The sequence below is a fragment of the Thermoanaerobacterium butyriciformans genome (genome assembly GCF_017874545.1).
In the GTDB taxonomy this organism is placed as follows: Bacteria; Bacillota; Thermoanaerobacteria; order Thermoanaerobacterales; family Thermoanaerobacteraceae; genus Thermoanaerobacterium; species Thermoanaerobacterium butyriciformans.
The window spans coordinates 19,836-40,097 of sequence record NZ_JAGGLT010000032.1; the positions used below are offsets into that span (position 1 = coordinate 19,836).

Consider the following 20,262-nt stretch of genomic DNA (forward strand, 5'->3'; position numbering starts at 1 on the left):
AAGATTTATGTAAGATATCATTCTTCAGTTTCTCTGCCCTGGCACATAATCACCGGGTTTGACATTAAATGATACACTATGTCCATCACTTGTAGCAACAATTGTTCCACATTCATCTGTTCTATATACAGGTATATTTCTTGCTTTAAGCTTTTTCAATGTCACACTATGAGGATGACCGTAGTCATTTCCTTTGCCACATGAAATAACTGCATACTCTGGGTCAACAGCGTCCAAAAATGCTGCTGTAGTTGATGTATAACTTCCATGATGACCAATTTTAAGGACATCAGACTTTAAGTCGTATCCTTGATTAATCATTTCCTTTTCTGATTCAGCTTCAGCATCCCCTGTAAACAAAAACGATGTGTCACCGTAATTTAATTTGATTACAGCACTGTATTCATTGAGATCATCATATTTGGTCCCGTTGGGTGCAATCATCTTGGCACTAATTTCAGGCCCGAGATCTAGAGATACTCCCGCTTTTGCCACGTCTATCTTTAATCCTTTATTTTTTGCCGCATTCAATACATATTCAAATGTTTTTGTATTTGTCGTCACTTTCGGCATGTAAAATTTACCAATATCAAAATTGTTTATTACATAATCCATACCGCCAATGTGATCCTCATGTGGATGCGTTCCTACTAATATATCAATTTTTTTAACACCTAAGCTTTTTATATAGTCAACAACCTTTTTGCCCATTTCTGGAACACCTGCATCTATTAACATCGTTTTGCCATCAGGCGACTCAATAAAAATGCTGTCGCCTTGACCTACATCTATAAAGTAAACTTTAAGTATTCCATCTTTAGATTGTACAGTAGAATTTTGTGTTTCACTTTGTACCTGATTGAAATTCGTAGTATCTAAAGAACAACCAGCCAAAGAAAAAAGCAAAGTAACTATTAAGCTAAAAATTAGAATTTTTTTAAACATAATGCACCTCTTTATTCTCTGAATAATTCATCAGCTAATTTTTTTATGTATTGGCTCCTCATCTTCGTCTCTTCTTTATCTATACGAATATCAATTCTAATTACATCCCCTTCTTTCGCATCCTTTGGCAAAAGCAAACGAGGAATATTAAAAGTAATACGACCATACTCTATGACAGCATAGTCACCTTCAAATCTATCTATAATACATTTCTCATCCATAAACATCCCTCCATTTTTATTATAACATGCAACTAATTCATAACACGTCATTTAGCTTTATGTAAATTATAAAATTTAAGCAAAAAAAATTACTAACTTACGTTAGCAATTTTTAATGTAAGTTTATAATTGTAAATGGAGATGAAGGGATTTGAACCCTCGACTCCCACAATGCGAATGTGGTACTCTCCCGCTGAGTTACATCCCCACCGTAAATAATTATACTATAAAATCACCATAATTTCTACAAATTTTTTTGTTTTCACATTGCAATAACGTCTATTAAATGATAACATAATTTACGATATAATATATTTCCAATATAATAAGGAGATGGTAGTATGCTAATAAAAGACAATGATGTGGTTCTTTTTCAGGGGGATAGCGTCACAGATGCTGGTCGCAATAGGGAAAACCCTGACGACTTAGGATATGGTTACCCAACCATAATTGCATCAATGTTTTACGCATTGCATCCTGAGTTAAACGTAAAATTCATAAATAGAGGCGTAAGCGGAAACAGGGTTAGAGATCTTAAAGAGCGTTGGAATAGCGACTGCATAGATTTAAAGCCCACTTTTGTGTCAATACTGATAGGAATAAATGACACGTGGAGAAACTACGACAACAATGACTACACATCACCAGAAAAATTCGAAGAAGACTACAGATACATACTTGAAACGACAAAGGAAAAACTTGACGCAAATATCATAATGATGGAACCTTTCGTCCTGCCAGAACCAGAAGATAGAAAGGAATGGCGAGTCGATCTAGACCCAAAAATACATGTTGTTAGAAAACTTGCAAGAGAATTTGGAGCATATTTTATTCCACTTGACGGTATCATGGCACAATACTCGATTATAAAAGAGCCAACTTTTTGGGCTTCAGATGGCGTACATCCAACAAATGCAGGACATGCACTCATTGCAAAGGAATGGCTTAAATTGGTAAAGGCTTTATAAATAATTTTATTTCATACTGCCTCTGTATTAAAAATGAGGCAGTTTTTTTAAATAAAAAATCCGACTTTGATAGCCGGATATTTTTCATTTGGTGGGGTTAACAGGACTCGAACCTGTGGCCTCTACGATGTGAGCGTAGCGCTCTAACCGGCTGGGCTATAACCCCACTTTTAAAAACATTTTAAGTTCACATGCATATTTGATATGGTGGGGTTAACAGGGCTCGAACCTGTGACCTCTACGATGTCAACGTAGCGCTCTAACCAGCTGGGCTATAACCCCACTAATCTACATGTCTAGTATATTATATTTTCATATCTATGTCAACATCACGTTCATCTTAAACATAAGACCTTATAAGTCTACAGTTACCAGTAACCGTATATTTATCAATAGATGCAGAAACTAGCATCGATTCTCCACTTTTTAAGTGCATTGTATCATTGTCATATGACAATTTACATTCACCATCTACCACTACCAGTGTATTGAAAGTCCCATTTGTTTCTATATTCAATGACGAATCTACAACTATTACGTCCGTCTTAAAATATTTGGAGTCTACCACTTTAGCTATGCTTCCGCCTTCTATTTTTTTATATTCAGGTACAATCTTATCACTCTTTAAATTAAAATCAATTACATCTAAAGCCTTATCTATGTGAAGTTCCCTTTTATTGCCATTATCGTCAACTCTATTGTAATCATAAACTCTGTAAGTAAGATCAGAATTCTGCTGTATTTCACATATGAGTATACCATCGCCAATAGCATGTACCATACCTGACGGAATATAAATAACATCACCGGGATTTACTTCTACCTCATTTAGGCAATCTTCCAATATACCTTCATCCAACAGTGTCTTAAACTGTTGTTTCGTAGTACCTTCTTTTAAACCGCAAACAAGTTTAGCGCCAGGCTTAGCGTCTATTATGTACCACATTTCTGTCTTACCTAGATCGCCGTTTTCATGTTTGTACGCATAATCATCATCGGGATGTACTTGCACCGACAGCTTATCATTTGCATCTATTATCTTTATCAGCAAAGGAAATCTATCGTACGATTTACCTTCTCCATATAACTCATCCTTATAATTTTTTGCTAATTCATTTAATTTGATACCATCAAAACTTCCACCTTCCACTTCGCTAACTGCAGTTCTATTGTCAGAAATACACCACAACTCACCAATTTTATCACCATCAGGAATATTAAATCCGTATCTGGTCTTTAAAGCATTACCACCCCATATTCTTTTCATAAATATTGGCTTAAACTTTAATGGTTGCATTCTATCACCCTCTAAATATTATTCAGCAATATTAAGTGCAATTTCAATCATATCATTAAATGTCTTTTGTCTTTCCTCAGCAGATGTAGCATGTCCAGTTACAAGGCTGTCACTAACTGTCAATATGGTAAGCGCATCTACACCGTATTTAGCAGCTAAAGTGTACAGACCTGCAGTCTCCATTTCAACTGCCAAAACTCCAAACTTTGCCCACAGCCTCCAGCTATCTTTATCATCATTGTAAAATGTATCCGATGAAAGGACATTTCCTACTTTCACATTTATGCCCATACTTATAGCAGCATCATAAGCCTTTTTTAAAAGCTTAAAGCTGGCAGTTGGAGCATAATCCATTCCATTAAATCTAATCTTATTTATAGCCGAATCTGTCGATGATGACATTGCAAATATTACATCTCTTATATTTACATCAGGCTGCATTGAACCACATGTGCCAATTCTTATCAGATTTTTTACATTGTAGCTTTCAATAAGCTCGTTAACATATATCGATATGGACGGTATACCCATTCCTGTACCTTGCACAGATACCCTCTTGCCCTTGTAATTTCCGGTGTAGCCATACATTCCGCGAATTTCATTGTAGCATTTTACATCGCTTAAAAAATTCTCGGCAATATATTTAGCTCTTAAAGGATCTCCCGGAAGCAGCACTGTATTTGCTACTTCTCCTTCTTTTGCACCAATGTGAATACTCATAACCGCATCTCCTTTTAATATTTTACCCAATACTATATTAACAAAAAAAATCTAAATCTTCAATTATATATAATCATTAAGAATATTTTTGTCTTTTACAATGCTGTCTATTACACCGCCTCCAAGACAATATTCACCATCGTAAAATACGACAAATTGTCCTGGTGTAACAGCCCTTTGCGGCTTATCAAAGACCACCAAGTACCCAGCGTCTTTAGCATAAACAGTTACCTCTTGGTCAGGCTGTCTATACCTGAATTTTGCCTTGCATCTAAATGTATCAGCTTCTATGCTGTTGTCAATCCAATTAACATCCTTAGCAAACAAAGCATACGAATATAAAGCTGGATTTTTTTCACCTTGTGCCACATAAAGTATATTGTTTTTAACATCCTTGTCAACTACAAACCAAGGTTCTCCAGTACCAATGCCACCTATTCCTAGCCCTCTTCTCTGTCCTAATGTATAAAACATCAATCCGTCGTGTTTTCCTAAAACACGTCCTGATAAATCTCTTATTTCTCCCGGCTTAGCAGGCAGAAATTGATTTAAAAATTCTTTAAACTTCCTTTCTCCAATAAAGCATATGCCTGTGCTGTCTTTTTTATCTGCAGTTTTAAGACCAGCCTTTCTAGCTATTTCTCTGACTTCAGATTTGTTTAAGTGGCCTATGGGAAACATCGTCTTAGACAACTGCTTCTGCCCTAATTCACACAAAAAATACGTTTGATCTTTATTTCTATCGACGCCTTTTAACATCCTGTATTTACCGTTGCTGTATTCTACTCTAGCATAGTGGCCTGTAGCAATATAGTCTGCACCAATTTTCAATGAAAAATCTAAAAATGCTTTGAATTTTATCTCTTTGTTGCACATAACGTCCGGATTTGGTGTTCTTCCACTTTGGTATTCATCCAAAAAATATTTAAATACCCTATCCCAATATTCCTGAGTAAAATTTATTGAATAATACGGTATGCCAATTTTATCGCAAACTCTGACAACATCCTCATAATCCTCTGCTGCTGTACAGTATCCAGAGTCATCTTCTTCATCCCAGTTTTTCATAAATATCCCGACTACATCGTATCCTTGCTCTTTAAGAAGCAGTGCAGATACAGATGAATCAACTCCACCGGACATTCCTACTATGACTTTTATATTCTTATTACTTCCAATCATTTAGATTTACAACCTCTCTTAAAAATTAATTATTGAAAAAAACCCAATGCCATATGACATTGAGTTTTATGCTTGATTACGAGCAAGTCTATAAGCCGAGTTCTGTTTTAGATGGTCATCTATCTACGATATCAGTTGCCTGATACCTCTAGCGGTTTTACCCGAGGGTTAAGCGGGCCACTTATCATTCCCTCCTATTTTACCTTGCTCCAGGTGGGGTTTACAGAGCATTCCAGTCGCCTGGATGCTGGTGAGCTCTTACCTCGCCTTTCCACCCTTACCTGCCGCTTAATTCGTTAATAACGAGTTAAGTGGCAGGCGGTATATCTCTGTTGCACTTTCCTTGGAGTCACCTCCACCGGGTATTACCCGGCACCTTGCCCTATGGAGCTCGGACTTTCCTCGTACATATAGTACGCGACCATCTGGCTTACTCGTATATTTTGCTCTCTAGAATAGATATAGTATCACTATTTTTGCAGATTGTCAAATGGTAATTATTACATGAATATAAATGGATCAACTTGTGCCTCGCTAGTAATGACATTTAAGTCTACATTCATTTTTTGTGCTTCATCCCTTATGTATTCAGCGATGAAATTTACAGAAATCTTCTCAGTGCCAAAGTGCCCTGCATCTATTATAGCCAGTCCAAGATGCCTTGCATCTACTGCATCATGGTATCCCACATCTCCTGTAATCAAAACATCGGCACCTTTAAAAGCCGATATAGATACAAGATTGCCACCACTACCACCGCAAATAGCCACTTTATTTATAGTTTTTTGCAAATCACCTACAACTCTGAGATTTTTTAGTCCTAGTCTCGCTTTTACACCATTGGCGAGGTCTTCTAATGTAGTACCTTTTATGTATCCTATTCTTCCTATTCCATATTCGTCGTACAGCGTCTCTACTGGATATATGTCATACGCCACTTCTTCATATGGATGAACCTTTAACATGGCACTAATTATTCTATTTACCAATTTTTCTGGAGCTATCGTCTCAATCCTTACTTCTTGTGTGTTTTCAACTTTACCTATTTCACCTATGAAAGGATTTGTTCCCTCTAATGGTCTAAAACTCCCTGTTCCTAACATTTGAAAAGTACAATCACTGTAATTTCCTATAAATCCGGCACCTGCATTGCACATGGCGTTCTTTACTATCTCCTCATATCCAATAGGCACATATACGACGATTTTTTTATATCCTTCTTTGTATGTAACCTGCAATATTTCCTCATTGTATATACCAAGTATATTGCAAAGAATATCGTTCATTCCACCCTTTGCCGCATCAAAATTAGTATGAGCCGAATAAACTGGGATATCTTCTTTCACCAACATGGTTATTATTTCGCCTGTTGGATTGTCTGTACGTACATTCTTTAAAGGTCTAAATATAATTGGGTGGTGTGTAATAATCATATCTACCTTTTTTGATATAGCTTCCTTTACAACTTCTTTCGTCGCATCTAGAGCTACCATCACAGTAGAGACATCTTTTCGAGGGTTTCCTACTAAAAGTCCTATGTTATCCCAATCTTCTGCACACTTATGTGGTGCAAGTTTGTCAATCATTCCGGCTATTGTCTGGCATTTCAGACTCATATAATAACACCTCATATTTTTTAATTTTATGCAAAATATCCTCTTTTAAAGAGGCACTATTATTGCCTTTAGAAACTTCATCAATTATTTTATTTAACTTTCCTATTTTATATCTTATAAAATCTTTAAGCAAAGGGTGACTCTTTTCAAAGAGTTTTTTGCCTATTTCAAAAAAAATCTCATCGTCAACCGCTTCAATACCATGCTCAACAGTTATAATTTCGAAAAATTTACCTTTTTCGAAAACAAGGTCTTCATCAATAATTGAATATCCATTTTCATAAATATATCTACGAAGATGGTCTGATGCTGTCATAGGCTGCAAAATAAACCTCTTTATCGTCGCTGCAATATTTTTATCTTTTTCCAATATATCTGTTATTAGTATTCCACCCATTCCTGCTATTATTGCAGTATCAACTTCGTATGGTTTTATAACGCTTAATCCATCACCAAGCCGTACAATAATATTTTCTGACAACTTGTACCTTTCGATCTCATCAATAGCTTTATTAAGGGAAGCTAATTTTACATCAGATGCAATAATGTAGTCTGAAATGCCATTTAAGTAAAGGTAGACAGGTATATACCCATGATCTGTCCCAATATCTGCAACTTTTGAATGAACTTGTACCATTTGAACAATAGACTTTAATCTCTTTGACAGCTTCATTTTATAAAATAAAAAGCATTTGTTAATCAAATGCCTGTCCTTTCATCTTATATGGTGGGCCTTCAGGGACTCGAACCCCGGACCAATCGGTTATGAGCCGACCGCTCTACCAACTGAGCTAAAGGCCCTAATATGGCTCCTCAGGTAGGGCTCGAACCTACAACCTACCGGTTAACAGCCGGTTGCTCCACCATTGAGCTACTGAGGAATACAATAATTATTATACTACATTTTTGTCTTGTGTCAAGACTGTATTAAACTAATCCAAAAAGTCTTTCAACTTTTTACTACGGCTTGGGTGTCTCAACTTTCTTAAAGCTTTTGCTTCTATCTGTCTTATTCTCTCTCTCGTTACATTAAACTCTTTGCCTACTTCCTCCAGTGTCCTTGCTCTGCCATCATCTAACCCAAACCTCAATCGCAATACTTTTTCTTCTCTAGGAGTCAATGTGTCGAGAACATCTATAAGCTGTTCTTTTAGCATCGTAAACGCCGCCGCCTCTGCTGGAGCTGGAGCATCTTCATCAGGTATAAAATCACCAAGATGGCTATCTTCTTCTTCACCAATTGGTGTCTCCAATGATACTGGTTCCTGAGCTATTTTCATTATTTCTCTGACTTTATCTACCGACATATCCATTTCTTTAGCAATCTCTTCCGGCAGTGGATCACGGCCTAATTCTTGCAAAAGCTGCCTTGAAACTCTTATAAGCTTATTAATAGTTTCTACCATATGAACAGGGATTCTTATTGTTCTAGCCTGATCAGCTATAGCCCTTGTTATTGCCTGCCTTATCCACCATGTAGCATATGTGCTGAATTTAAAGCCTTTTCTGTAATTAAACTTTTCAACAGCTTTCAAAAGTCCCAAGTTTCCTTCTTGTATTAAATCGAGAAACAGCATACCTCGCCCTACATATCTTTTTGCGATACTAACTACAAGCCTTAAATTTGCCTCAGTCAGCCTCTTTTTAGCTTCTTCATCTCCTTTTTCTATCCTTTTTGCCAGCTCTATCTCTTCATCAGGAGATAAAAGGGGAATCTTGCCAATCTCTTTTAAGTACATTCTTACTGGATCATCGATGTTAATACCTTCAGGAATGGATAAATCTAAGTCTAAATCTTCTTCAGGTATTAATTCTTCCTGCTGAGGCTCTTCTCCTACGATTTCTATCCCCAACTTTTCAAATGTGTCATAAACCTTCTCGATTTGTTCAGCATCCATGTCGATATCTTCCAGAGAATTCATTATCTCGTTGTAAGTCAGCATTCCATTTTTTTTGCCTTTATCAATAAGCTCTTTTATAGAATTCTTTACTTTTTCTTTATCCACGGGTGTCCCCTCCTTATGGGTAACCTTTTTATCAGCCATTTTTTAACTTCAGCATCTCCTTTTCATAATTCTGTAATTGTACTAAAAGTTCTCTTTCTTTTTCAATATCGCCAGAAATATAAGAATCGTCAATTTCCTTTTTAATGCGGACTATCTTCCTGTTTAAATCGTCTTTTATTATCTCTCTAATGCAATCATCAACTATTTTTTCATTGATTTCTTTCTCGCTATACAGTATATCGAATATATCGTTAAATTCGTCTCTTAATTTAGCATTGTCCAACATAAAGCTTAAGTCTTTTATATCTACATGTCCTCCATCTTCAAGCCTTTCAAATATAAATGTTATAACAGATTTTAAAAGTTCATCATCAATGTCATTTATGTCTATCTTTTCTTTTACATTATCATAAATTTTATTATCAAGTAGCAGCAATGCAATCAAATACTTAAGGGATGGTATCTTTTTTATCCCACTGTATTTAATATTATGCCTATTATTGCCAACTGTATACCTAATTTTTTTATTATTTTGTACAAAACCCTTGACAAATTGATCTATTTCTGCTCTAATAGTATTTTCAGGTATTTCAGCATCTTTTGCTACTATTGATACATATACATCTCTTTTTACTTTATCTTTAATTGTAGAAAGATCCTTACATACCTTTTTGATATATTTGATTCTGTCTGCAGGATTATTCAAATCTAAATCCTGCTTATACTTTTTAATTTTATACTCTATCAATGTATCTGTTTTTTCAAGAAGCTTTTTAAAAGCATCAAATCCTTCTTTTCTCACATATTCATCTGGATCTTTACCATTAGGTATTGTCAGTATGTTTACATTTAAGTCCAGCTCATCTAAAAGATTAAGTCCTCTCATTGTCGCTTCAACACCAGCTTCGTCAGCATCGTATGAAATGACAACGGTGTTTTTGTATTTTTTTATAAGCCTACCTTGCTCCATAGTCAAAGCTGTTCCTAGTGACGCCACAGCATTATCAATTCCGCTTTGATATAAAGCAATAGCATCCATATATCCTTCAACGATTATAAATTTATCTTCCTTCGTCTTTTTAGCATAGTTAATTCCATATAGAGTTTTACCTTTTTTAAAAACAATAGTTTCAGCAGTGTTTAAATATTTGGGCTTCATGTTATCAAGCACTCTACCGCCAAACCCTATTACATTGTTTTTTTCATCAATTATTGGGAACATTACTCGATTTCTAAACCTGTCATAGAATCCACCATTATTGCTTTTTGATATTAGTCCTGCATTAACCATCGTGTCTATACTATATTTATGCGCTTTTAGAAATTTCAATAATTCATCTCCACCATTTGGCGAGTATCCAAGACCAAATCTTTTTATCGTAACGTCATCTATACCTCTATCATAAAGGTATTTTAAAGCAGCTTGTCCAGATCTAGAATAAAGGCATTTGTGATAAAATATTGCAGCTAATCTATTTATTTCATATATTTCTTCTTTCAGCTTTTTCTTTTGGTACTCTATACCTGATAAATTTTCTTCCTCGATTTTTATACCAGCTTTATCTGCCAAGAACTCAACGGCTTCCTTAAAACCTATATTCTCTATATTCATTACAAAGGTAATGACATTTCCGCTTGCATGGCAACCAAAGCAATGATAAAGCTGCTTTTCTTGACTTACATTGAAGGATGGTGTTTTTTCATGATGGAATGGGCATAATCCTTTAAAGTCTTTTCCAGATCTCTTTAATGAAACATAATTTGAAACTATATCAACTATATCATTTTCTTCTATAACTCTATCAATTACGTCTTTCGAATAAGACATAAACACCACCTTTATATTTAGTTCGACAAAAAACAGTAAAATCCTCTTTTTTATAAACAATTATAAAATTTTCACGGAAATAATATATTCGACATAAATTTCTAAAATCCTGCTTGAATTTTTATATTTTAAAAATTTTTATCTTCCCACGGTGAAGGTAAAAAAATTTCTTTATACTTAATTATAGCGTATTTATCTGTCATTCCAGCTATATAATCTGCTACTGCTCTCTCTTTTCCATATTTATATGTTAACTCAATAAATTCTTTCGGCATATCATCGACATTTTCATAAAAATAATTAAAAAGTTGCTCTACAACTTTTTTCGCTTTAATTTCTTCGCTTTTTGCTTTTGAACCTATATATACTTTTTTAAATAAAAAATCTCTGAGACTGTAAGTAGCCTCATAGATGTCATCACTCATAGATATATCATTCTTACCTATGCTATTTTCGATTATGTCCCTCACCATTGTGTCTATTCTTTTACTGTGAGTATCACCTAAAATTTGTCTTAAATCTCTAGGTATATCATCATTTGTCAATATTTTGCCTCTTATAGCATCATCTATATCATGGTTTACATACGCTATCTTATCAGACAGTTGAACTATCTTTCCCTCAAGTGTTCCTGGACTGCCTGAAGTAGAATGATTTAATATCCCATCTCTTACTTCCCAAGTCAAATTAAGTCCCAAGCCATTATTTTCTAATACATCAACAACTCTCAAGCTTTGCACACTATGCCTAAAGCCATCTTTTAAAAGTTTATTTAATACCTGCTCTCCGGAATGTCCAAAAGGAGTATGACCTAAGTCATGCCCTAATGCAATCGCTTCGGTTAAATCCTCATTAAGCCGTAAAGCTCTTGCAATCGTCTTTGAAATCTGAGCAACTTCCAAAGTATGAGTCAATCTCGTCCTGTAGTGATCACCTTCAGGAGAAATAAAAACTTGCGTTTTATGGCTTAATCTTCGAAATGCCTTACAGTGTATGATTCTATCTCTATCCCTTTGAAAATCTGTGCGTATATCGCACTTTTCTTCTTCTTTAACTCTTCCTTTTGATTCTCTGCTGTGTGCTGCATACGGTGATAGTATTTTATATTCCATATCTTCAGATATTTCTCTTATATTCATCTTATCACCTTCTCAAAAAAGAAAACCCAAAAAGGGTTTTATTCCAACTTAAAAAATATTATCTTCCCATCAGCAATGTTAATACCAATGAAGTAATGACGAATACGACTGCACTGATTGTAGTAAGCCTCTCCAAAGTACCTTCCATCGTCCTTGCTTTGTTTTTGCCAAAGAAAGTTTCAGCCCCACCTGCTATAGCTCCAGATATCCCAGCACTTTTTCCCTGCTGCAACAAAATAACTGCTATCATAAATAAACTGACAATAATATGAATTATGAGTACTATTATCTTTAACATATGTTTACCCTCCGAAAATCAGATTTACGTGCACATTACACTATTTTTTATTATATAACAATAATTTATTCATATCAAGCATAAATTTAAAATTGTGAATTTACTCATCTTCATTTATATCCATACCATGCCTGTGGCAACGCCCATGACGCCCATGATGTACTGTATCGTCTCCATAAACTTTGTAATTCCCACCCTCTACTTTAATCGCCTTTCCATTGACAAGTGCATCAGCAACTTTCTCACGAGCAGAAATAATAATTCTAAAAAATGTTGGCCTTGAAACTCTCATCATTTCTGCACACTCTTCTTGCTCTAAACCTTCCAAATCTTTTAGTCTGATAGCTTCAAATTCTTCAACTGTAAGCACTACTTCATTTAAAGAATGCATAGGTATCCCAACCGGTTTAAAGTAGTTAACGTTTGGTTCACATTTTACCCATCTGCATTTTTGAGGTCTTGGCATATTATCACATCCCATATCCTTTTTGTACATGTTATAGTACTATTTTACCACTTATCTGATATTTACATCAAGATGTTAATACAAAACATAATTATTTTGGACACAAAAAGAAACCCAATAAATTTATTGGGCTTCTTTATAATGTTTCTTATTTTACGTTGTAAAATGCATCTTTTCCAAGGTATTGCGCTATTCCACCTAATCCCTCTTCTATTCTCATTAATTGGTTGTATTTTACAACTCTATCGGTTCTTGAAGGAGCACCAGTCTTAATCTGTCCAGCATTTACAGCAACAACAAGGTCTGCAATAGTTGAGTCTTCTGTTTCACCTGAACGGTGTGATACAACAGCAGTATATCCTGCTTTCTTAGCCATTTCTATTGCATCGAGAGTTTCTGTAAGTGTACCTATCTGGTTAAGTTTAATGAGTATTGAATTTGCAACACCCATCTTTATACCTTTTGAGAGTCTTTCTGTATTTGTAACAAAAAGATCGTCACCTACAAGCTGTATCCTCTTGCCTAATCTTTCTGTTAAGAGCTTCCAGCCATTCCAGTCTTCTTCTGCCAAGCCGTCTTCTATAGAAACGATAGGATATTTATTTACAAGTTGTTCCCAGTAGTCTACCATTTCTTCTGATGTTCTCACTACTCCTTCACCATCGAAATGATATTTCCCGTCTTCTTTGTACATTTCAGATGAAGCTGGGTCAAGTGCTATTGCTACATCTTCACCTGCTACATAACCTGCTTTTTGTATAGCTTCTAATATTACCTGAATTGCTTCTTCATTTGATGTAAGATTTGGTGCAAAGCCACCTTCATCACCAACTGTTGTGCTTAAGCCTTTTGATTTAAGAACAGACCTTAAATTGTGGAAAACTTCAGCACATGTCCTTAAAGCCTCATGGAAGCTTTGCGCACCAACAGGCATAATCATAAATTCCTGTATGTCAACATTATTGTCTGCGTGCTTTCCACCGTTTAATATATTCATCATTGGAACAGGAAGAATCTTTGCATTTACACCGCCGAGGTATTGATAAAGTGGCAGACCGACTTCTTCAGCAGCAGCTTTAGCAACAGCTAATGACACACCTAAAATTGCATTTGCACCAAGATTTGACTTATTTGGTGTTCCATCTAAATCAATCATAGCTTTGTCTATGGCTACTTGATCTACTGCATCCATTCCAATAATTTCTGGAGCAATCTTTTCATTTACATTTTCTACAGCTTTCAATACACCTTTGCCTAAATATCTGCTGTTGTCCCCATCTCTTAATTCAACTGCTTCAAACTGACCTGTTGAAGCACCAGATGGAACTGCAGCACGTCCTACTGCACCGCTATCTAATTCAACTTCAACTTCTACTGTTGGATTTCCCCTTGAATCAAGGATTTCCCTAGCATAAACATCAACAATTATAGACATAAATATTCTCCTTTCGTTTTTTATCTTCCTATTATCAGGGACTTACCTGTCATCTCTTGCGGTTTTGGAAGTCCCATTATATCAAGCACTGTTGGTGCTATATCAGCAAGTATTCCATCATTTCTAAGTGTAACATCACCTTCGCCAATTACTATAAATGGCACAGGATTTGTCGTATGAGCCGTCTGAGGCTCTTTAGTTACTGGATCAATCATTTGCTCAGAATTTCCATGGTCAGCAGTTATAAGTATAGTACCGCCGACTTCCTGACAAGCTTTTACAATCCTTCCTACGCACTCATCAATTGCCTCGATGGCCTTGACAGCCGCATTAAATACGCCTGTGTGACCTACCATATCAGGATTTGCAAAATTCAGCAGTATAAAACCATATTGATTTGACTTAATTTTTTCTACTACTGTATCAGTAACCTCATATGCACTCATTTCAGGTTTTAAATCGTATGTTGCCACTTTTGGTGAAGGTATCAATATCCTGTCTTCACCTTTATTTGGCTCTTCTACGCCACCGTTAAAGAAGAATGTAACATGAGCGTATTTTTCAGTTTCAGCTATTCTAAGCTGCTTTATTCCTTTGTCGCTTAAATATTCGCCCAATGTATTTTTTAAATTTTCCGGTTTGTATGCAACATGTATATTCTCAAATGTTATATCATACTGTGTCATAGAGACAAAGTAAACAGGTATATAGCCTTTTTCTCTTTCAAAATAGTTAAACACTTCGTCTATAAAAGCTCTTGTAATCTGCCTTGCTCTATCTGGCCTGAAATTAAAGAATATTATAGAGTCATTTGCATTTACAGTAGCGGTTGGCTTTCCATTTTCTAAAATAACAGTAGGTTCTACAAACTCATCTGTCTGATCTTTACTATATGCTATATCTATTGCTTCTTCAGGTGAATTAGCAAATACACCTTTACCTAACGCTATGGCATCATAAGCTTTTTTCGTCCTATCCCATCTTTTATCGCGATCCATTGCATAGTATCTTCCTGCGATGGTAGCTATCTTGCCTATTCCAAGCCTATTAGACTCATCTTCAAAAGCTTTTACGTACTCTCTAGCACAAGCTGGCGGAACATCCCTTCCATCTAAAAATGCATGAACATACACTTCATTTAATCCTTGCTCTTTAGCAAGTTTCATAAGTGCAAAAAGGTGCGTAATATGACTGTGAACACCACCATCGGACAAAAGTCCAAAAAGATGGAGCTTAGAGCCATTTTTCTTGACATTTTCAATAGCATCGAGAAACTCTTGCTTTTTAAAGAATTCCCCTTCTTTAATTTCCTTGCTTATTCTTGTTAACTCCTGATATACAATTCTTCCAGCGCCTATGTTTAGATGTCCAACCTCTGAATTTCCCATCTGTCCTTCCGGAAGCCCAACAGCAAGTCCACTTGGTATTAGCTTTGTATTGGGATAATTTTTAAAGTAATAATCAAGATTCGGTGTATTAGCTGTGTAAATAGCATTTCCTTCTTTACTTTCTGAAATGCCAAATCCATCTAAAACAACAAGCATTACAAAATTTTTGGGCATGCAATCCTCTCCTTAATAATTTACAATTTTAGTGAAATCCTGCGCTTTAAGGCTAGCTCCGCCCACCAATGCCCCATCAATATCGCTTTCTGACATAAGCTCTTTAGCATTATCAGGTTTAACACTTCCACCATATTGTATTCTTACATCATTAGCTGTACTTGTATCATATATACTAGCTATTGTCTCCCTGATAACTTTTATGACGTCATTTGCATCCTTTGATGTGGCTGTTTTTCCTGTACCAATAGCCCATATAGGCTCATAAGCTATAACGACATTCGTTACATCAGTCTTTAAAACACCATCTAATGCTTTTTTTGTCTGCTCTCTTACAACATCAAATGCTTTACCATCTTCCCTTTGACTTAAAGTTTCACCAACACAAACAATTGGTTTTAAGCCATGGTTCAATGCAGATTTTACTTTTCTGTTTACTGTCTCATCAGTCTCAGCAAAATATTGTCTTCTCTCAGAATGACCGATTACAACATATTCTACACCAATTTCCTTAAGCATAAGGGGTGAAACTTCGCCAGTAAATGCTCCTTTTTCTTCCCAATGCATGTTTTGGGCGCCTAATTTTATGTTTGAGCCGTCCAATGCTTTTTTTACATCCACCAAATCCACAAAAGGCGGAATAACAACCACTTCCACATCAGTATCAGCCACTAGTGGCTTTAATTCATTTACAAGATTTATAGCTTCAGACGGCGTCATGTGCATTTTCCAGTTACCTGCAATTATAGGTCTTCTCAATCAAAACACCTCTTTATTTATCATTTAATGCGGCAATTCCAGGCAAAACCTTGCCTTCTAAGAACTCTAATGACGCACCGCCACCGGTAGAGATGTGTGATACCTTGTCTGCATAGCCAAGTTGTTCAACTGCCGCAGCCGAATCTCCACCGCCTATTATCGTCGTACCGTCGCATTCACTCATTGCCCTTGCAATAGCTTCTGTGCCTTTTGCAAACTCTTTTATTTCAAATACACCCATAGGACCGTTCCAAACTACCGTCTTTGCACCTTTTATGACTTTCGAAAATTCTTCTACAGTCTTAGGCCCGATGTCTACACCTATTTTATCGTTAGGCATTTTATCTATGTCAACCACTTCATATGGAACTCCAGGCTTTAATTCTTCGCAAACTACTGTATCTACAGGCAATAAAAGCTTAACACCTTTTTGTCTAGCTTTTTCAATCAAGTCCTTTGCAAGCTCTAATTTGTCTTCTTCCAACAGGGACTTCCCTATTTCGTGTCCTTCAGCTTTTATGAAAGTGTAAGCCATGCCACCGCCTATAAGCAAACTATCGACTTTATCTAAAAGATTTGTTATTACTCCAATCTTATCAGAAACTTTTGCCCCACCAAGTATAGCTACAAAAGGCCTTTCCGGATTTTCTAAAGCACCACCCATAAAGTTAAGTTCTTTTTCAATTAAAAATCCTGATACAGCAGGCAGGTAACTTGCAACACCTGTTGTTGAGGCATGTGCCCTATGAGCTGTGCCAAAAGCATCGTTAACGTATATGTCAGCAAGTGATGCCAATTCTTTTGAAAAATCCGGATCGTTCTTTTCTTCCTCTGCATGGAATCTTACATTCTCTAGCAGTAAAACTTCTCCATCTTTTAATGAATTGGCTTTTGATTTCGCATCATCTCCTATTACATCATCAGCCATTATAACAGGTTTGTTTAATAATTCTGAAAGTCTTTTTGCAACAGGTTTTAAAGAATATTCTGGATTAACTTTCCCTTTTGGTCTTCCAAGATGTGATACTAAAATTACTTTTGCATTGTTATCGATGAGATATTTGATAGTAGGTAATGCAGCTTTTATCCTTGTATCATCAGTAATATTTTTTTCACTGTCCATAGGAACATTAAAATCCACTCTTACCAATACCTTTTTCCCGCTTACATCAACATCTCTTACAGTTTTTTTCACGTGTATACCTCCTAACATGATATATTATTATGGGACAAAGTTATAAACCTTGTCCCATTACATATTAAAGCCTATCTGCTACATACTTAGCAAGGTCAACAACCCTGTTTGAATAACCCCATTCATTGTCATACCATGAAACAACTTTTACCATATTGCCTTCCATTACCATAGTTGATAATCCATCAACTATTGATGACCTTGAATCACCTTTGAAGTCCATTGATACTAATGGCTCATCTGTGTATCCAAGTATCCCTTTGAGTTCATTTTCTGCTGCTTCTTTCAATACTCCGTTTACTTCTTCTACTGTTACGTTCTTTTCTAACTCTGCCACAAGGTCTACTACAGAGACATCAGGTGTAGGAACTCTCATAGCAAAACCATTAAGTTTTCCTTTTAATTCAGGTAAAACTAATGCAACTGCTTTTGCAGCACCTGTTGTTGTTGGAATTATTGACAATGCTGCTGATCTTGCTCTTCTTAAATCTTTGTGTGGAAGATCAAGTATTCTCTGATCGTTTGTATATGAGTGAACAGTTGTCATTAATCCTCTCTTTATGCCAAATTTGTTATGTAATACCTTTGCAAAAGGTGCTAAGCAATTTGTAGTACATGAAGCATTTGAAATTACATGATGTGCATTTGGATCGTACTTATCCTCATTAACACCCATAACTATTGTTATATCTTCATTTTTAGCAGGTGCTGAAATTATTACTTTCTTTGCTCCAGCTTGTATATGCTTCACTGCATCTTCTTTGTTTGTAAATCTACCGGTTGACTCAATTACGATGTCAACACCTAAATCTTTCCATGGCAACTTTGCAGGATCTGTTTCTTTTAATATCTTTATCTCTTTGCCATTTACAACAAGTGAATCTTCTTTTGCTACAACTTCGCCTTCAAAGTGACCAAATGTTGAATCATATTTTAATAGATGTGCTAATGTTTTAGCATCAGTTAGATCATTGAATGCAACAATATCAAGATCTACATTTTTCTTTAATGCTGCCCTGAAAAAGTTTCTGCCTATTCTACCAAAGCCATTAATACCTACTTTTACTGTCATAATATTTCCTCCTTATAAATTTTATTTTATATTAAACACCTTTCGGTGTATTAACAACTTTTTAATATTTCATATGCTGCACCTTCATCTGTTATAAGGACATCCACCATACCACTGTTACAAGTCGACAAGATTGCATCAGCTTTACTTCTACCTCCAGAAACAGCTATTAAATTTTTGACATCTTTTAAATCATCTTTTGTAAGAAATATGCTAGGTGTCTCATACACTGTTTCGCCATTTATATTTAGGTAAAAACCCAATGCCTCCGATGTGGCGCCTGCTTTTTCTAAATAGTCCCTTGTAGATGAAGGTAAATTTCTTCTGTCTGCCATTACATCAGCACGGCCAATCCCAAAAAGTACTATATCAGCTTTTTTAAGTATATCAATGACGCTTTTTATGTCGGGTTCAATTATAAGAGTTGCTATCGCTTCTTTCCCTATATTGTCAGGTATATGGAGCATTTTATATGAGCCCCCTAATTTTTTTGCAAGAACAGAAGCTATCGTATTAGCCTGTTTTTCAACATCGCGGCCTAAGCCACCTCTTGCAGGTACCACCATTATATCTGACTTTGTATAAGACTGGGGCATCTCATTTGCAACTTCCATTACTGTTGAACCACCAGTCAGCGCTATAATGCTGTCATTTTTTATAATGCTTTTGAGATAATTTGCAGCAGACTTTCCCATATCTTTCTTTATTAACTGGTCATTATCAACATCGCCAGGTATAACAATAACTTTCTTCAATTTTAAGCGGTCTCTCAAAGTTTTCTCCATGTTGTTTAGCCCTTTAAGCTCATGGATAAACTCCTTGAGTTCTTCTAAAAGCTTCTCCCCATCTTTAGTCACTGTCATACCTAAAGGATTTATGTCGATAAGGCCTTGGCTTTTCAAAAAAGATACTTCAGTCCTTATTATCCTCTCGCCAATGTTTAATTGATATGATAAAGCTCTTCTGCCAATTGGCTGACTGAAATATATATTACGCATTATAGTATACCTTTTTTGCAGCAGTTCTATTAACTCAGGCACAATTTTCTGTTGTAGTGATATTATGTCATTCATGTATCTAAACCTTCTTCAGGACTTTTATTGACCCGTTGTCTTATAACCGTCCCGCTAAATTAATAAATAAATCTACTTCCAATACTATTTTATATTAAGAATCTCATTTTTTCAATAGATTAAATGATAAAAGAGAGCAAAATGCTCTCTCTTTTTTCAATATCTTTTTCTCTTGCCTGATGATGGAATATTCATTTCTTCTCTATATTTTGCGACAGTTCTTCTTGATATCGTGATTCCTTGGCCAATAAGAATTTCGGCAATCTTTTGATCGCTTAATGTTTTTTGAGGGTCTTCATCGCTTATCAACTGCCTTATCATCTCTTTTATCATTTCCTGCGAAAATTTTTCACCATCGTCATTTTCAATTCCGTTTTGGAAAAAGTATGATTTGAGTGTCATAAGTGACATTTTTTAAGCTACTAATAACAACTCTGCTTGGATTTTACCTGTTTTTGTAAGAATAAATTTGATTTCGAT

At 35.6% G+C, this 20,262-nt stretch carries 20 protein-coding genes, 5 tRNA genes and 1 other RNA gene; 1 reads left to right on the forward strand and 25 read right to left on the reverse strand.

Annotated elements, in window-relative coordinates; all coding sequences use genetic code 11:
- Positions 1 to 24: 24 nt before the first annotated feature.
- From J2Z80_RS12455 to J2Z80_RS12465, 3 genes are all read right to left on the reverse strand, one after another.
- Positions 25 to 945, reverse strand: coding sequence for a ComEC/Rec2 family competence protein (locus tag J2Z80_RS12455; protein WP_209454677.1), 921 nt, complete (start codon positions 943 to 945; stop codon positions 25 to 27).
- 11 nt (positions 946 to 956) lie between these two features.
- Positions 957 to 1,166, reverse strand: coding sequence for a DUF3006 domain-containing protein (locus J2Z80_RS12460; RefSeq protein WP_209454678.1), 210 nt, complete (start codon positions 1,164 to 1,166; stop codon positions 957 to 959).
- 136 nt (positions 1,167 to 1,302) lie between these two features.
- Positions 1,303 to 1,374 (reverse strand) — tRNA-Ala (locus J2Z80_RS12465).
- Between the two features lie 133 nt (positions 1,375 to 1,507).
- On the opposite strand from J2Z80_RS12465, the gene J2Z80_RS12470 reads away from it, so the two are divergent.
- The gene (locus tag J2Z80_RS12470; RefSeq protein ID WP_209454679.1) at positions 1,508 to 2,134 is read left to right on the forward strand and encodes an SGNH/GDSL hydrolase family protein; all 627 of its coding nucleotides are present in this window, start codon (positions 1,508 to 1,510) and stop codon (positions 2,132 to 2,134) included.
- Positions 2,135 to 2,223: 89 nt separating this feature from the next.
- Here the strand turns inward: J2Z80_RS12470 and J2Z80_RS12475 are convergent.
- From J2Z80_RS12475 to J2Z80_RS12580, 22 genes are all read right to left on the reverse strand, one after another.
- Positions 2,224 to 2,300: transfer RNA gene (locus J2Z80_RS12475), tRNA-Val, on the reverse strand.
- A gap of 39 nt (positions 2,301 to 2,339) precedes the next feature.
- A tRNA-Val gene (locus J2Z80_RS12480) sits at positions 2,340 to 2,416 on the reverse strand.
- Between the two features lie 58 nt (positions 2,417 to 2,474).
- On the reverse strand, positions 2,475 to 3,431 hold the full coding sequence (manA, locus tag J2Z80_RS12485; protein WP_209454680.1) for a mannose-6-phosphate isomerase, class I: 957 nt from the start codon (positions 3,429 to 3,431) through the stop codon (positions 2,475 to 2,477).
- Positions 3,432 to 3,449: 18 nt separating this feature from the next.
- Positions 3,450 to 4,151, reverse strand: a complete 702-nt coding sequence (deoD, locus tag J2Z80_RS12490; protein ID WP_209454681.1) for a purine-nucleoside phosphorylase — start codon at positions 4,149 to 4,151, stop codon at positions 3,450 to 3,452.
- A gap of 63 nt (positions 4,152 to 4,214) precedes the next feature.
- Complete coding sequence (gene mnmA, locus J2Z80_RS12495) at positions 4,215 to 5,333, reverse strand: tRNA 2-thiouridine(34) synthase MnmA (protein WP_209454682.1); 1,119 nt, start codon at positions 5,331 to 5,333, stop codon at positions 4,215 to 4,217.
- A gap of 75 nt (positions 5,334 to 5,408) precedes the next feature.
- An RNA gene (gene rnpB, locus J2Z80_RS12500) (RNase P RNA component class A) lies at positions 5,409 to 5,770 on the reverse strand.
- 63 nt (positions 5,771 to 5,833) lie between these two features.
- The gene (locus J2Z80_RS12505) at positions 5,834 to 6,949 is read right to left on the reverse strand and encodes a Nif3-like dinuclear metal center hexameric protein (protein WP_209454683.1); all 1,116 of its coding nucleotides are present in this window, start codon (positions 6,947 to 6,949) and stop codon (positions 5,834 to 5,836) included.
- A complete protein-coding gene (locus J2Z80_RS12510; protein WP_209454684.1) occupies positions 6,912 to 7,622 on the reverse strand; it encodes a tRNA (adenine(22)-N(1))-methyltransferase in 711 nt (236 codons plus the stop codon). Before J2Z80_RS12510 ends, J2Z80_RS12505 begins: the two co-directional genes overlap by 38 nt.
- A 52-nt stretch (positions 7,623 to 7,674) precedes the next feature.
- Positions 7,675 to 7,750 (reverse strand) — tRNA-Ile (locus J2Z80_RS12515).
- 5 nt (positions 7,751 to 7,755) lie between these two features.
- Positions 7,756 to 7,830, reverse strand: a tRNA-Asn gene (locus J2Z80_RS12520).
- Between the two features lie 51 nt (positions 7,831 to 7,881).
- Positions 7,882 to 8,955, reverse strand: coding sequence for an RNA polymerase sigma factor RpoD (rpoD, locus tag J2Z80_RS12525; RefSeq protein ID WP_432422725.1), 1,074 nt, complete (start codon positions 8,953 to 8,955; stop codon positions 7,882 to 7,884).
- Between the two features lie 31 nt (positions 8,956 to 8,986).
- On the reverse strand, positions 8,987 to 10,783 hold the full coding sequence (dnaG, locus tag J2Z80_RS12530; RefSeq protein WP_209454686.1) for a DNA primase: 1,797 nt from the start codon (positions 10,781 to 10,783) through the stop codon (positions 8,987 to 8,989).
- Between the two features lie 128 nt (positions 10,784 to 10,911).
- A complete protein-coding gene (locus J2Z80_RS12535; RefSeq protein ID WP_209454687.1) occupies positions 10,912 to 11,922 on the reverse strand; it encodes a deoxyguanosinetriphosphate triphosphohydrolase in 1,011 nt (336 codons plus the stop codon).
- 58 nt (positions 11,923 to 11,980) lie between these two features.
- Positions 11,981 to 12,220: a preprotein translocase subunit SecG gene (gene secG / locus J2Z80_RS12540; protein WP_192401078.1), complete on the reverse strand. Its 240-nt coding sequence runs from the start codon at positions 12,218 to 12,220 to the stop codon at positions 11,981 to 11,983.
- 100 nt (positions 12,221 to 12,320) lie between these two features.
- The gene (locus J2Z80_RS12545; RefSeq protein WP_209454688.1) at positions 12,321 to 12,686 is read right to left on the reverse strand and encodes a DUF134 domain-containing protein; all 366 of its coding nucleotides are present in this window, start codon (positions 12,684 to 12,686) and stop codon (positions 12,321 to 12,323) included.
- A gap of 148 nt (positions 12,687 to 12,834) precedes the next feature.
- On the reverse strand, positions 12,835 to 14,121 hold the full coding sequence (eno, locus tag J2Z80_RS12550) for a phosphopyruvate hydratase (protein ID WP_209454689.1): 1,287 nt from the start codon (positions 14,119 to 14,121) through the stop codon (positions 12,835 to 12,837).
- A 20-nt stretch (positions 14,122 to 14,141) separates the two neighbouring features.
- Positions 14,142 to 15,683: a 2,3-bisphosphoglycerate-independent phosphoglycerate mutase gene (gpmI, locus tag J2Z80_RS12555; RefSeq protein ID WP_209454690.1), complete on the reverse strand. Its 1,542-nt coding sequence runs from the start codon at positions 15,681 to 15,683 to the stop codon at positions 14,142 to 14,144.
- A gap of 12 nt (positions 15,684 to 15,695) precedes the next feature.
- On the reverse strand, positions 15,696 to 16,442 hold the full coding sequence (gene tpiA / locus J2Z80_RS12560) for a triose-phosphate isomerase (protein ID WP_209454691.1): 747 nt from the start codon (positions 16,440 to 16,442) through the stop codon (positions 15,696 to 15,698).
- Between the two features lie 13 nt (positions 16,443 to 16,455).
- Positions 16,456 to 17,637, reverse strand: coding sequence for a phosphoglycerate kinase (locus tag J2Z80_RS12565; protein WP_349292606.1), 1,182 nt, complete (start codon positions 17,635 to 17,637; stop codon positions 16,456 to 16,458).
- 64 nt (positions 17,638 to 17,701) lie between these two features.
- Positions 17,702 to 18,709, reverse strand: coding sequence for a type I glyceraldehyde-3-phosphate dehydrogenase (gene gap / locus J2Z80_RS12570; protein ID WP_209454693.1), 1,008 nt, complete (start codon positions 18,707 to 18,709; stop codon positions 17,702 to 17,704).
- Between the two features lie 50 nt (positions 18,710 to 18,759).
- On the reverse strand, positions 18,760 to 19,782 hold the full coding sequence (locus J2Z80_RS12575) for a sugar-binding transcriptional regulator (protein WP_209454694.1): 1,023 nt from the start codon (positions 19,780 to 19,782) through the stop codon (positions 18,760 to 18,762).
- Positions 19,783 to 19,938: 156 nt separating this feature from the next.
- Positions 19,939 to 20,184 carry an RNA polymerase factor sigma-54 gene (locus J2Z80_RS12580; protein WP_245301325.1) on the reverse strand — a complete coding sequence of 82 codons (246 nt, stop codon included), beginning with the start codon at positions 20,182 to 20,184 and terminating at the stop codon, positions 19,939 to 19,941.
- Positions 20,185 to 20,262: the final 78 nt, after the last annotated feature.